The organism is Jeotgalicoccus huakuii, assembly GCF_036665975.1.
Classification (GTDB): Bacteria; Bacillota; Bacilli; order Staphylococcales; family Salinicoccaceae; genus Jeotgalicoccus; species Jeotgalicoccus marinus.
In genome coordinates, this window is the sequence record NZ_JAVIYN010000001.1 from 102,683 (window position 1) to 116,327 (window position 13,645).

At 35.1% G+C, this 13,645-nt stretch carries 12 protein-coding genes; 9 read left to right on the top strand and 3 right to left on the bottom strand.

All coding sequences use genetic code 11. The features are described from left to right. The first annotated feature begins 18 nt into the window (after positions 1 to 18). The 6 genes from V6E76_RS00435 to V6E76_RS00460 all read left to right on the top strand — a co-directional run bounded on the left by V6E76_RS00435 (position 19) and on the right by V6E76_RS00460 (position 5,630). A complete protein-coding gene (locus tag V6E76_RS00435; RefSeq protein WP_247347996.1) occupies positions 19 to 240 on the top strand; it encodes a zinc ribbon domain-containing protein in 222 nt (73 codons plus the stop codon). Between the two features lie 139 nt (positions 241 to 379). Next, positions 380 to 901, top strand: a complete 522-nt coding sequence (locus V6E76_RS00440) for a YdcF family protein (RefSeq protein ID WP_247347998.1) — start codon at positions 380 to 382, stop codon at positions 899 to 901. A gap of 57 nt (positions 902 to 958) precedes the next feature. Further along, complete coding sequence (locus V6E76_RS00445; RefSeq protein WP_247348000.1) at positions 959 to 1,627, top strand: hypothetical protein; 669 nt, start codon at positions 959 to 961, stop codon at positions 1,625 to 1,627. A gap of 110 nt (positions 1,628 to 1,737) precedes the next feature. Then, a complete protein-coding gene (locus V6E76_RS00450) occupies positions 1,738 to 3,156 on the top strand; it encodes a sodium:solute symporter family protein (protein WP_247348002.1) in 1,419 nt (472 codons plus the stop codon). A gap of 11 nt (positions 3,157 to 3,167) precedes the next feature. Beyond that, entirely contained in the window at positions 3,168 to 4,781 is a 1,614-nt protein-coding gene (locus V6E76_RS00455; protein WP_247348004.1) for an amidohydrolase, read from the top strand. Between the two features lie 126 nt (positions 4,782 to 4,907). Continuing rightward, positions 4,908 to 5,630 (top strand): CpsB/CapC family capsule biosynthesis tyrosine phosphatase, encoded by a 723-nt coding sequence (locus V6E76_RS00460; protein WP_247348006.1) that lies wholly within the window; start codon positions 4,908 to 4,910, stop codon positions 5,628 to 5,630. 13 nt (positions 5,631 to 5,643) lie between these two features. Here V6E76_RS00460 and V6E76_RS00465 read toward each other — a convergent pair whose 3' ends face one another. Next, the gene (locus V6E76_RS00465) at positions 5,644 to 6,222 is read right to left on the bottom strand and encodes a pyridoxamine 5'-phosphate oxidase family protein (protein ID WP_198687754.1); all 579 of its coding nucleotides are present in this window, start codon (positions 6,220 to 6,222) and stop codon (positions 5,644 to 5,646) included. Between the two features lie 80 nt (positions 6,223 to 6,302). On the opposite strand from V6E76_RS00465, the gene V6E76_RS00470 reads away from it, so the two are divergent. Beyond that, positions 6,303 to 6,500 carry a hypothetical protein gene (locus tag V6E76_RS00470; RefSeq protein ID WP_247348009.1) on the top strand — a complete coding sequence of 66 codons (198 nt, stop codon included), beginning with the start codon at positions 6,303 to 6,305 and terminating at the stop codon, positions 6,498 to 6,500. 52 nt (positions 6,501 to 6,552) lie between these two features. Here V6E76_RS00470 and V6E76_RS00475 read toward each other — a convergent pair whose 3' ends face one another. Beyond that, on the bottom strand, positions 6,553 to 7,605 hold the full coding sequence (locus tag V6E76_RS00475; protein ID WP_499797684.1) for an AcpB/EbpR/MafR family transcriptional regulator: 1,053 nt from the start codon (positions 7,603 to 7,605) through the stop codon (positions 6,553 to 6,555). Between the two features lie 15 nt (positions 7,606 to 7,620). After that, positions 7,621 to 8,031 carry a helix-turn-helix domain-containing protein gene (locus tag V6E76_RS00480; protein WP_247348014.1) on the bottom strand — a complete coding sequence of 137 codons (411 nt, stop codon included), beginning with the start codon at positions 8,029 to 8,031 and terminating at the stop codon, positions 7,621 to 7,623. A gap of 503 nt (positions 8,032 to 8,534) precedes the next feature. Between V6E76_RS00480 and V6E76_RS00485 the strand changes: the two genes are divergently transcribed. Both V6E76_RS00485 and V6E76_RS00490 read left to right on the top strand, forming a co-directional pair. Next, complete coding sequence (locus V6E76_RS00485; protein WP_247348132.1) at positions 8,535 to 9,239, top strand: YSIRK-type signal peptide-containing protein; 705 nt, start codon at positions 8,535 to 8,537, stop codon at positions 9,237 to 9,239. Positions 9,240 to 9,272: 33 nt separating this feature from the next. Further along, on the top strand, positions 9,273 to 13,631 hold the full coding sequence (locus V6E76_RS00490; RefSeq protein WP_247348015.1) for a putative Ig domain-containing protein: 4,359 nt from the start codon (positions 9,273 to 9,275) through the stop codon (positions 13,629 to 13,631). The last annotated feature ends 14 nt before the right edge of the window (positions 13,632 to 13,645 follow it).

Genomic DNA, 13,645 nt, shown 5'->3' on the forward strand with positions numbered 1-13,645 from the left:
AAAAGGAAGGTGAATATTATGAAAAAATGCCCAAACTGTAATCAAGAAGTATCTAATGGTATACAAGTTTGTCCTAACTGCGGAGAGTTTATCGATGGAAATCAAACCTCAAAACAACAAGATAATTCTAAGAAAAATGATATTGAAGAAATGCCAGAAGAAAATTATCCTGAAGAAGAGTTGAAGAAACAACAAAAAGACGAACGCAGTGACTTTGGACGAACAGATAATGACAAATAAAATCAAAAGAAGTCAGTATCATTTCTCTATACCTCCAAATTATCAATTTGGAGGTTTTTACATGTTCTTAACTTCCTTTAAATTCAATCTAAATATGCCCTTGTTAAGCTTATTATAAGAATGAAGAAAGGGTGTAAATATGTCTTTTGAAAACAAAACATTAATTGTATACCTTGACGGTGATTACCGTAGATTCAAAACAGTCGCAGATTTATACCAACGTTTTGACAGCGGAGACGCACACATTCTGATTACTTCATTTAATGACCAAAACGAGCTTAGAGGTCAGATTGATTTATTAAATTCAAGCTATGATTTCATTGATGAAAGACATATTTTAACCGAATACTACTCAACAACAACCTACAATAATGCGATTGAAATAGAAGAAATCTTAAAAAGATTAAATTATGGTCATGTTATTGTAGTAACAAGTCAGTATCACATATTCAGAACAAAAATGATTTTTAAAGATAGATTCAAATATAACGACAAATTTAAATTTGTAGGTGTACATCATGATACGACATTTATAGAATATACTTCTGAAGTCGTGAAATTAGGCTTATACCTTATGAGAAACTACAAGTTCTTTACAAAAGATAAATTATTATATAGTAAGAGTAAATACAGAACAAAATCCCGGTTAACCTACCAGTAAAAATAGTAGCTGATATGTTAAACTAGACTAATAAGAAATATTAGAATAGGGGATTATATGAAGAGCTATAAAGAAACCAAAGAATATTTAAAGCAACTAGAAGATTTTAGATCATTCAAATACAGAGCAACACGCTTACCAGAAATGGTCGCTAAAGAAACAAAACACTTCGAGTATGTTCAAGAATTCTTTAAAGAAGAAGGATTCAACCATCTATCAGTCGTAGAAATTATACGTTCATTCATTAAAATGGATTTATTAAAGTTATCCTTAATGCAAAGTACACACGGCATATATGTGAATGACAATACACCACAGTATCCTTCAGAAGCTGAAACAGTTGCGAAGTTCACTTTAGAAAACTCAGATATCGACTTCTACCCACTCATACTTCCAGATGAGTTAGAGAAAGTGAATAAAGACACAAGAGATGCAATTATTTCATTTAACAAGAGTATTGAACCATTCTTACAGAGCATTGAAAAGAATGCAGGAGATATAACTGAAACAGTTCAAGCAGTTATTACAGAATTATTTAATTCAAATACACACATCTTAAATAAGATTTATGATGAAACATATTATAATACAGTATTGAACTACATGATTGACAATGCATTCGAAAACACATGGAAGAAACAAAAAGTACAAACACCACTTGTGTCATTCTATGCAATGTTTACATTATCATTTTATGACAACGTTTATTTAGATCAGTTAGTATAAGACAAATGGCCACCTTAGGGTGGTCTTTTTATTTTATTTATAATACTGAATTTTCATTATATTTAAAACTAGGCTATAATAGTAATCATCTTTAAAACATGGGGGAAATAATGTACTGGTACATTACGCTATTTATATTATACTTTGGGGCAATGTTTGGTATTGCCTGCTATTATTTCTACAAGATTAAAACATATGAGGATTACATGATATCCTCTTGGTCAACAGGATTTTGGAAAATTACAGGAACGATTATCAGTACAAACGCTGGTGCAGCTGTATTCATTGGTTGGGTAGGATTAGGCTTTACAGTCGGCTTATCTGGTTACGTTAAATTTGCTATGGTTGCCTACATATTTAGTTTGATTTTAGTCATATTCTTCGCAAAACCATTAAGAAGGCAAAAACTTTTTACATTAGCTGATTTATTTACTGCAAGATTTGGTGGTCGAGCTGGAATCATTCCATCGATTTTATCTGCAATTATCTATTCAGTTCCAACACTAGGTTTACAACTCATTGGTATGTCAACAGTATTTAACATCACTTTAGGCTGGGATCAATCAACTGGACTTATTGTGGGTACTATTCTTATTTTAATATTTTCAATTTTAGGAGGCTTACCTGCAACGATTATTACAGACGCGATGCAGTCGATATTAATATTAATTGGTTTAATTGTATTAGCCATTACAGTTGTTATGCACGTCGGTGGCTTTAGTGAACTCTTTGCAAATACATCTTGGGAATTTCTTAGTCCAATCAGTGCAGATGGTGTAACAGATACATTATTATATGCACTTTCAGTTGGTCCATTCTATTTAGTATGGCAGTCAACTTGGCAAAGAATATTTGCGGCTAAAGATGAAGAGACAGCTTTAAAAGCAGGAGTTACTGGGCACATCATTGTTATGGTCATATCTTTCTTACCATTCTTAATTGGTGTATCTGCAAGACAATTTGTTGATTTAAATATGCAACAAGATTTAGTATTCTCTTATGTAACAAATGAATTGTTACCTACACCTATTGCAGCAATTGTTTTTGTGGCACTGCTTGCAGCTTTAATGACAGGTGCAACTTCATTTAATCTACAAGGTGCAAGTAACCTAACAAGAGATTTATACCAAGTATTGATCAATCCTAAAGCTTCAAACAAGAAACTATTACTGATATCCAGAATATCAGTTGCGATTATGACGCTCTTAGGCCTCGTCGTTGCTTTCTTTATTACGAACATTAATGACGCCTATCGCTGGGCGCTCATGGTAAATGGTGTCATGTTGGTATTCCCATTCCTAGCAATCATGTTTTGGTCTAGAGTCACTAAGAAAGGTGTACTGATCAGTATGGTTGGATCACTGATTATTGTAATAATCTATCCATATCTAGGGCTACCTTTTGACCAGGCACTAGTCGGTTATTCATTATCATTGATTATAGTCGTTGGAGTGAGTTTATTAACCAAACATGACAAGAGTGAGATTCCAAAAGCAGCATACAAGTATAAATTAGAAGATTACAAATAGGGGAGAACTAAATGAGTATTAAAAAGATTACTAATGCCAATGTACTAAACGTTGATGATGGATCAGTACAGTTAGCAACTATTCTGATTAACAACGGAAAAATAGATGTCATAAATGAACAAGCTGACTTGGTAATTGAAGATACAGATTTAGATTTACAAGGGCAATTTCTTTCACCAGGTTTTATAGATACGCATAGTCATTTGGTGATGTATTCAAACTTTAGAAGACAATTAAATTGTTCACCTGAAAATACTAAAAGTATTGAAGAGATTATTGAGAAATTTAAGGAACAAAAAGATGAAATTTTAAGAGATGGATGGTTGAGGGGGTATGGCTATAATGAATTTGAACTTCAAGAAGGACGTCACCCAAACCGTTTTGATTTAGACAAAGTATCAACAGATATACCCATTTATATTCAACATAGTTCAGCACATATGGGGACAGTAAACACAAAAGCCTTAGAAATAATGAATTTAGATTTAGATGCACCAGACCCTAAAGGTGGATCATTTGAACGTGATGAAAATGGTCAAATCAACGGTGTATTATTTGAATTTCCTGCACTTGATAAGGTTAAGGCAGTTTTACCAGATATATCTGCAGGGGATTTGGCTGAGGATATTAAAGATGGGGTCTATGACTATCAAAGTAAAGGCATTACGAGTGCGACGGAGATGTGTGTCAGTCTATTAAATGGTATAAACGATTATAAAGCATCTTTAAAATATCTTGAAGACAATGAAGAACAAGATTTTAGAATTCGATTTGCCATTGATTATAAGCTATTACTGAATAATCCAATTTTTAAAAACGAAACTGCTGATTCAATTCGGGAGAAACTAGAGTCACTAAGTAACGGTTTCTCAACATTAGCTGGTGCAAAATTCTTTAATGATGGCAGCATCCAACTCCATACTGCAAGCTTAAGAGAACCTTATTATGATGGTACTCCTTCAGCAGATACTAAATTTACCCTAGAAGAGTTAGAAAAACTATTCATTCACTTTCAAAAATTAGGCTATCCACTTATTACACACGCCAATGGTGATAAGGCAGGAGAAGATGTTATTAAAGCCTACATCAATACAAGTGATCATAAAAAGACTAAGCAAATGCATCGTGTAGAACACTTACAGGTCGCATCAAAAAAAGACATACAAATGATGACAAAAAATAATATCGGTGGTTCCTTCTTCATCAACCACCTGTATTACTTTGGTGATGTGCACAAAAGTAAATTTCTAGGTCCGGATAGAGTAATTAACCAAGAACCCGTTCGCTGGGCAGAAGACGAGGGAATGATCTTTACAATTCACTCAGATTGTCCAGTGACTGATATTTCTCCACTAGATTCGATTAAGTTTGCAGTAGAAAGAAAAACGAGAAGCGGTGACACACTAGGAAATACACAGAAGCTCACGAGAGTTGAAGCATACAAAAAGATGACAATAGATGCTGCTAGGCTAAATCAGACTGATGATGTAGAAGGCTCTATAAAAGTAGGGAAATATGCAGATTTTGTTGTATTAACAGAGAACCCATATGATGAGAGGACGCAGTTATCTGATGCACTGGTGAATCGAACGATTGTAAATGGTAAAACAGTATATGAAATATAAACGCTAGGTCTTTGACCTAGCTTTTTTTTAATGTAAGGATTTGGTTAATTTAAGGGGATTCATTTCAAACTCTTACTTATTGTAGTTATAATTAAGGTGTAAATAATAGAGATGGAGTGAGTTTATATGATAGATATTCATAATCACTTATTAATCAATGTGGATGACGGACCAAGTTTAGAAGATGAGACTTTAGATTTACTATTACAAGCACATGCACAAGGCATTACAGATATTATCTGTACGCCACATCATCACAGTCCAGCACACATTACACCATCATCCGTCGTATATGAAAAAATATCAGAAGTAAAAAATATTATAGATGACAATAACATCAATATCACCTTACACCCTGGTCAGGAAATTAGAATCAATGATGATATTATTGATGAATTAGAAAGTGGAGAAGCAATTACACTTGCAAATGGAAAGTATGTACTCGTAGAATTTTCTTTTACAGAGTTAAAAGAAGATGTTGAAGCGGTCTTTGAAAAATTGAGAGAACTGAAATTGACACCTATTATTGCCCATCCAGAACGTTGTCAGCCTTTAGTAGAACAACGTCATATTTTAAAGAAACTACTCAGTGACGGAGCCATTGCACAAGTTACAGCTGCATCAGTCTGTGGCGACCTTGGGGAAGAACTTCAAGAAATAGCTTTAGACATGATAGAAAATGGTGACATTCATATCGTGTCAAGCGATGCACATCATGCTGAAGTCAGACCATTTAGGCTAAAGGCAGCCTATGAAATTATTGAGGAACGACTTGGAACTTCATACGTAGAAGATATGAAAAAACAGGCAGAAATAGTATTAATGAGTAAAAAAGTAGAAGTAGACTAAAGCTAGTCTACTTCTACTTTTCCTTTTTCACTTTAAAGTAATTCCCACTATTTTTCTGAGTCTGTTCTTCATGACTCACTTCTCTTAGCTCTGGAATATGCTTAGAACAGTGAATATATGCTTCATCTACAGTGACGACCACCCAGCGTTCAGCTTTACCTTGATGCATGTCTTCCAAACGCCCGACGAGATCTTTATCTTGTAAAATAAATTCGAGTTCACTGTTTTCAACGATTTTTGCACCGCCGTTTATATGTAAGCCCACTTGGTCTTCTAAAAAGTCTATTAACAACAAGCCGATATGCGGGTTTTCACTGATATTACCTAAGGATGCCATGACACCATTGCCTCTATATTCCGGATACATCAATCTATAATCATCAATCACATAGACAAAACCTTTTTGTCCTGATCTAAAAGTTGAATCACAATTTCCATGTCTATCACTTGTAGAGACAAACATAAATTGCTGTTTATTTATAAAATCCTTCATCTGCTCATTAATATAATCAATCATTTGATTATCATAAAAAGCCGTTGCACGTCGTTTTGTACCAAATTTTTCTTGTAACTCACGTTCTCCTTGTGACATATAATTCCCCCTCAATATAAAAACCTTAACATTTTTTAAAGTATTAAAATTTGGGTATAGGTTACAAAGAGGTGAAATAAATGAAAAAAATCATTACGATTCATTTTATTGGTGGCTCAAACATAGAAGTCAATAAGACAGAAGCGGTCGAAACCTTACTTCACCATTTAGAGAGTGAAGAGAGTCAGCGTCAGTTTATTAACCTACCGAATAGAAGTGGCCAAGAGATTTATATTAATTTAAAGCTAGTAACATCTATTGAAGTTAAGAGTATATAAAAGAATATGTAAAAGGAGCGGTGTTCGCCGCTCCTTTTTGTATTGAACAAAATTATGCTTGCTTTTTACTTGAGATCATAACCAGTTCGTTTCTTATTGTTAACATATCTTTAGGTGTGGGATAATTCTCAACACAAATCACCGGTGTTTTATAGATGTTCTCATATGGAAAATTCGTTACAACTAAGTCGTATTTACCACTCGGGCAAATATCTTTGATCTGGGAAATATCATAGCCGATGTGAACGTTGAGTTGTGAATGAAACTCATCTGAAATAATACTCGCTAACATTGTAGCATGTTCGTAGTCATTATTACTCATAAAGAAGACATCATATTTAGGTTTGGTTTTTCTAAGATGAACAAATAAATTTTCCCAGAGTGTCATGAAAGTGTAAATCATGTGATTTAATATATCTTTATCAAAATTTCCATTATCTTCAATAAATTCTTTCACGTAGGATTGTAAGTCATCATAGAAATATGGGAACTCTATTTTAACGTTGTCTAAAAACTGCTGTTTTTTATCGAAAACGAGATAATGTGAGAATGGTTCACTAGAACCAAGGTAAAAAGTAGAGTGAATCCCCATAATCAACTGGTCTTGATTTGGGATTGGAACATTGTATTTTTTAGATAGATTTCTACAGATACTTAGAGCCTTAAAATAAGAGTTAGAAATCTGTTGATTAGAATGTGCATAGTTAATCAATTCATCTGGCGTATAAAGTACATTGTCATTTAAGAATGGTGTGAAAATTTCATAAATCAAATGTCTATCAATTTTAAGCTCTAACGATGTTGAATAATCATCTATATTTAAACCTTCTTCTAAACGATCTATAACTTCGAATTTAGTATTATTTTCTGTTCTATCCAAAGACTTACCCTGCTTATATCGCGTGATCGCAATTGCAGAAATAAATCTCATATGCCTTCTAAAGGAAAAGTCAAAATCTAAGTCTAAGATGTTCAATGTATCGTCGATGAGTTTATGAGACAAATTTCTTGGAACCACTTCTTCAAATGGCCATTCAAAAATACCATATTTCTCTCTGAAAAAAGTATTATAGAAATTACGAATTCCCTTTTCATCACCTTCGATTCTACAAGGATTCGTTTAAAAAGATAAATCAAATTGACTGGTTAAGATATCATCAATCTTGTTGAAATATCTATATAAAGTAGACTGACTGACAAACAAGTGCTCAGACAAGTCATCTACACTCATATCATCATTGAAGAAAAGTAATTCAAGCATTTGGAAAGAGAAATTGTTATTTATGAAATGTCGGGTTAGTGACTCCATCCCTGTATTCTTATGAAAGTTTATTAGTACTCGGTCATGATGTAAATCAACATCTAAAATATTAGATAACTCTCTGAGTTCGTTTAAGTTTTCTCTTAAATTTCTCTCAGATGTGTTGAATTCCTCAGACAAATCAGAGATATTAGCATATTGATTTGACTTATTAAGGAATTTTACAAGTGCTAACTTTCTTTGTTCAGTTTTTGATAACAATCTTCTCATAAGCAATAACTCCTTTACATCAAAACTTTACTATTTTACATTTCTCACTTTTGTTTTTTTATTCCCATTTTCAAGGAAAATATTCATAAACGTTTAAATAACAAGGTTTTCAAAGTTGTATATTTATTTTTACCTGTTATCTATTAAATAGTAAATCTTTATTTTTTATCAATTTTTTGCAGAAATATATATAGATTTAATAAATAAGGGTAGAGAATCAAATTAATAAATGATACTTTGTGAATATTAATTAGCCAAAATATATAAATATTTATAAAAGAAGAAGAAGTCTTAAAAGTGTGATTAATAACCATGAACTTTTTATAAAAATATATGTTAGATTTATCACTTTTAACCATTGGTATAAAAGGGTTCATAGGTGTTTTCCAATTTAAATGTGATTTGCGAAAAAAGGTGGAATGGGTATTACTACACTCCGTTGATAAGATAATTTTAGGCAGAAAAGAATTGTCTTTAAAAGGAGAGTAATGTCTTTGGGTAAAATGAAAAAACGTAAAACAAACCAATTTGTCGACAAACGTGTGAATCGTTATTCTATTCGTAAAATGAAATTCGGTGCAGCATCGGTAATGGTAGGTTCACTCCTATTCCTAGGCTTTAGTGGCGATACTAAAACAGCAGAAACTGATGTAGTAGATGAAAATGCAATAGTAGACGAAATTGGAGGCGTAGATACCTCTAATTCACAAGAAGAAATAGAGCAAGCTGAAGAAAATACTGACGAAATAGAAGCGGTTGAAGAGACTACTCCAGTCGAAGAGACAGAAGAAGTTAATCAAGCAACTGAAGAAGAGAACCGTCAGTTTGAATTAGAACAACAACTACAAAATGAGAAAAATTCTGCCAAATCTCAAATCAATCAATTAGGGTCTTTAGAAGATGGAACACGTTCAAATTTCCTTAATCAAATTGATCAAGCGAATGACTCATCTGCCGTTAGTACGATTGTTAATAATGCCATTGCTGAAAATGATAGATTATATCAGTTAGAACTAGCTGAAGAACAAAGAGCAGCAGAAGAAGCGGCAGCTCAGGAAACTGCAGAAGAAGCGGCTGTAGAGGAAGCTGAATCTGAAGAAGCAACAGAAGAAGTAGTAGAAGAAGAAACAGAATCTGAAGGAACAACCGAAGAAGATGCAGAAGAGGAAGCTGAATCTGAAGAAACAACCGAAGAAGTTGTGGAATAAGAGACTGAATCTGAAGAAACAACCGAAGAAGTTGTGGAAGAAGAGGCTGAATCTGAAGAAACAACCGAAGAAGTTGTGGAAGAAGAAGCAAAATCTGAAGAAACAACCGAAGAAGTTGTGGAAGAAGAAGCGACATCTGAAGAAACAACCGAAGAAGTTGAGAGTCCAGTTGTTAAATCAATTAACAATGAAGTAACTGAAGCATATACTAGTTATGAAACTAAAGAGGACCTTAGTGAGTCTTTAACAAAAGTAGTAGAACAGACGTTTTCAGCTGAGGATACAGAAATTTTCATGAAGACTGTAGATGCTAATCTTGAGGAACTATCTCCTGAAGAATTTACTTATCTACTTTATAAACAACTTTCTGACAATAAAGATGAAAGTACTGTTGTTGCAACACGTGAATTAGATGAAGTAGAAGCTGAAGTAGTAAATGATGAAAATTTAGCATTAACTCAAAAACGCAGCTTTTCTACATTTGCACTTGATGTAAATCTTTTAAATGCAGATGTGAATGCTTTAATTGATGAGAAAACTATTATAAACGTTGATGCGATTGAATCAGGTAAGATTGAATCTGGTGGAGATTTCCAAACAACACCTGGAATTGTCAGTGGTTGGTTAGACGTTGCGACTGATAATTACACTCCCGGAATAAATGGATCACAGACAGCGCTAAATGGTTATAAAGTATACCTACAATGGATTGATAAAGATGGGACAGTGTCACCTGTATACGAATCACAAACACATGATTTAGGTGGTACACGAGCAGGCCAAGGTGGCGATGGAGTTTATGCTTTCGATATTGGTGAAGGTTGGACAGATGCAACTGGAACACTTCATACCCCTGATTTTCAATCAGTTTCTTCTCAGAAATTTAAAATGTGGTTAGCACCAGGCCAAGAATCTGCCAATGGAAATGAATATTTCACATATAGAAAACAACCGGGTAACTCAACTGGATTCTCTGGAGCCGTAGTTCCAACCGGTGAATTTATTTTAGCAGATCATAGTATGCAAAGAACGGCAATTTATGTTTACGAAAAACCAAGTAATGTAACTATGACAACACCTGAAAGCGAATGGAAATATGATGAAGGAGGTCCGGATAGTAATCCATCATATTTACCTGATGGTGTTAATAAAAAAGAACCGTATGCAGTTAGTGGCCAAGTATGGTGGGAAACTTCAACTGCTGGTACGACTTATCCAACATCAAGTGGAGAAGAATTTGTAAATCAAACTCTTGAAGAGGCTAGAGATGGATTTAGAGTGGTAACAAGTGTACTTTCAGCCGAGGGTATAGAAGCATTTTCTACTATTGATAGTAATATTGAGGATGTAAATGAAAGAATTAGAGCTCAACAAGAACTTCTAGCTGGTCATCCTGAATATATTCAACAGACTGTTGTGGCACCGATTGTTGGTGAAAGAGGTCGTTATACAGCACGTTTTGATGAAAGATTTGACTCGAGATATATGTATCAGTATGTAATTGACGAAGATGGAGAAGTGGTACCTGGTTATACTGCTTATACATCACCTGTATTTACAAGTCCAAGGGATTATGCAGATTCAACACCATTTATTTCGGCTAATCGTAGTTATGTATACAACTCTCACTTTGCACTAGTAGCAGACCCATCTGAGTATGAAATAGATATTACAAATTTTGATGCAGTTGATAATATTGCACATCCAGGTGATACGGCAGTCTCTGAAGTTATTTCTATATATTATCCAGGAGAAACCACTGAGATTGTTTGGTTAGATACTTCTGGTGATAGTCCCGTTGAACTCTCACGTACTGCTGTAAATAGTGAAGTAGGAGCAGAAAATGCCGCACAATTTACAGTGCCTACGGATATTACAGAAAGAAAAACTTACACAGTCCAATTAGTTGTTAATGGAAATATTATTGCAGCAGATTCATTCGCAGCAGATTATGTAGCTCCACCACACAATGAAGTGTATGAACCAGTTGCAACGCCTATAGAAAAAGAATATGGCCAACAGACAACTGAAGAAGAAGTCATTTCAGCAGTTACTGTGCCGGACTTCCCTACTGAAGGTGAGCAACCAGTATTTACTGTGAATGATCCAAGTCAAATTCCAGATGGAAATACACCAGGTAACTACACAGTTGATGTGACTGTGACGTATCCAGATGGTACAACTGATGTTGTTCAAGTACCGGTTAATGTAGGCGAAATGCCATGGACACCAATCAATCCAGCACCAACAGTCGATGCGATTGATGATCAAACAGTTAATGAAGGTAATCCGATTGAAACAATTACTATCAACGCTGAAGATGATGGTGATGTGACAGTTGAAGTGTCAGAACTACCTGAAGGTGTAACATTTGACCCAGAAACAAATGAAATTTCTGGTACACCAACTGTAGATGATTGGGAACCAACAGAAGAAGAATGCACTACAACAGTGACAGTTACAGCAACTGACGAAGATGGTGCGACGGTTACTGAAGAGTTCACAATTACTGTTCAAAGAGATACAGATGGCGACGGTGACCCTGATGTAACAGATCCAGACGATGACAACGACGGTTACACGGATGAAGAGGAAGAAGAAGCAGGATCAGATCCGAAAGATCCAGATAGCTTCCCAGCAACGCCAATCAATCCAGCACCAACAGTCGATCCGATTGATGATCAAACAGTTAATGAAGGTAATCCGATTGAAACAATTACTATCAACGCTGAAGATGATGGTGATGTAACAGTAGAAGTATCCGAACTTCCAGAAGGTGTAACATTTAACCCTGAAACAAATGAAATCACTGGTACACCAGTTGTTGATGATTGGGGTCAAACTGAAGAAGAACGCACTACAACAGTTACAGTTACAGTAACTGACGAAGACGGTGCGACAGTTACAGAGGAATTTGTAATCACCGTTCAACGTGATACAGACGGTGACGGAGATCCAGATGTCACAGATCCAGATGATGACAATGATGGTTACACAGATGAAGCGGAAGAAGAAGCTGGTTCAGATCCGAAAGATCCAGATAGTTTCCCAGCAACTCCGATGAATCCAGCACCAACGGTAGATCCGATTGATGATCAAACAGTTAATGAAGGTACACCAATTAATCCAATCGTGATCAATGCTGAAGACGATGGTGATGTTACAGTTGAAGTTTCAGAATTACCTGAAGGTGTGACATTTGACCCAGAAAATAATGAAATTTCAGGAACACCTGAAGTTGATTGGACTGATGACGAAGAAGAACGTAGTTACGAAGTCATCATCACAGCGACTGATGAAGATGGTAATACAACAACAGAAACGGTTATCATCACAGTACAACGTGATACAGATGGTGATGGTGACCCAGATGTCACAGATCCAGATGATGATAATGATGGCTTCACTGATGAGGAAGAAAAAGATGCTGGTACAGATCCTAAAGATCCGAATAGTTATCCAGAGGATGATGACACTGATAACGGCAATCCAGTGATTACACCAATCGATGATCAAGATGTCAACGAAGGTAATCCGATTAATCCAATCGTCATTGAAGTCAGTGAGGATGCGGATATCGAAGTAGATGGTCTTCCTGATGGTGTGACATTTGACCCAGAAACAAACACAATTTCAGGTACTCCTGAAGTTGAATGGACAGATGACGAAGAAGAACGCAGCTATGAAGTTATCATCAATGCGACAGATGAAGATGGTAATACAACAACAGAAACTGTTATCATCACAGTTCAACGTGATACAGATGGTGATGGTGATCCTGATGTGACAGACCCAGATGATGATAACGATGGCTTCACAGATGAAGTAGAAATTGATGCTGGAACTGATCCAAAAGATCCAAACAGCTATCCTGAAAATGAAGTTCGTCCAACAACACCGACAGACGATGATAATAATGATGTTATTGTTGATGATTCAGATGATACGACTGTTGATGCTCCTGTAATCAACCCAGTTGATGTAGATGATCAAACAGTTTCAGATACTGGTACGCCTGGTCATGAAGTGACTGTGACTTTCCCTAACAAAGAGACAGTAACGACGACAGTGAATAACGATGGTACTTGGACAGTAAACATTCCAGGTTCTGTTAATCTTGAAGTCGGTCAAGTTATCACAGCAGTTTCTACTGACGAAAACGATAACGTTTTTCAAACAAGTCAAATCACTGTTACTGATTATGATCAATCTGCAGCTACAACAAATACCGCTGATCAGTCTGGTAATGGTGGCGATGGTAGTAAAGTAGAAAGTCTTCCTGATACAGGTATCGCAAATGATGGTAAGACAGGCATCTTTGCAGCCTTCCTAGCAGCTCTAGGTACAATCTTTGCTTTCAGAAGAAGAAAAGATGAAGAAGAAGAAAAATAAATAAGTAATTAAAT

What these genes read in the sequence shown, in the direction of transcription:
- V6E76_RS00485 (WP_247348132.1), top strand. Translation starts at nt 8,535, where the DNA reads ATGAAAAAACGTAAAACAAACCAATTTGTCGACAAACGTGTGAATCGT.
- V6E76_RS00455 (WP_247348004.1), top strand. Translation starts at nt 3,168, where the DNA reads ATGAGTATTAAAAAGATTACTAATGCCAATGTACTAAACGTTGATGAT.
- V6E76_RS00480 (WP_247348014.1), bottom strand. Translation starts at nt 8,031, where the DNA reads ATGAGAAGATTGTTATCAAAAACTGAACAAAGAAAGTTAGCACTTGTA.
- V6E76_RS00445 (WP_247348000.1), top strand. Translation starts at nt 959, where the DNA reads ATGAAGAGCTATAAAGAAACCAAAGAATATTTAAAGCAACTAGAAGAT.
- V6E76_RS00460 (WP_247348006.1), top strand. Translation starts at nt 4,908, where the DNA reads ATGATAGATATTCATAATCACTTATTAATCAATGTGGATGACGGACCA.
- V6E76_RS00440 (WP_247347998.1), top strand. Translation starts at nt 380, where the DNA reads ATGTCTTTTGAAAACAAAACATTAATTGTATACCTTGACGGTGATTAC.
- V6E76_RS00470 (WP_247348009.1), top strand. Translation starts at nt 6,303, where the DNA reads ATGAAAAAAATCATTACGATTCATTTTATTGGTGGCTCAAACATAGAA.
- V6E76_RS00450 (WP_247348002.1), top strand. Translation starts at nt 1,738, where the DNA reads ATGTACTGGTACATTACGCTATTTATATTATACTTTGGGGCAATGTTT.
- V6E76_RS00435 (WP_247347996.1), top strand. Translation starts at nt 19, where the DNA reads ATGAAAAAATGCCCAAACTGTAATCAAGAAGTATCTAATGGTATACAA.
- V6E76_RS00465 (WP_198687754.1), bottom strand. Translation starts at nt 6,222, where the DNA reads ATGTCACAAGGAGAACGTGAGTTACAAGAAAAATTTGGTACAAAACGA.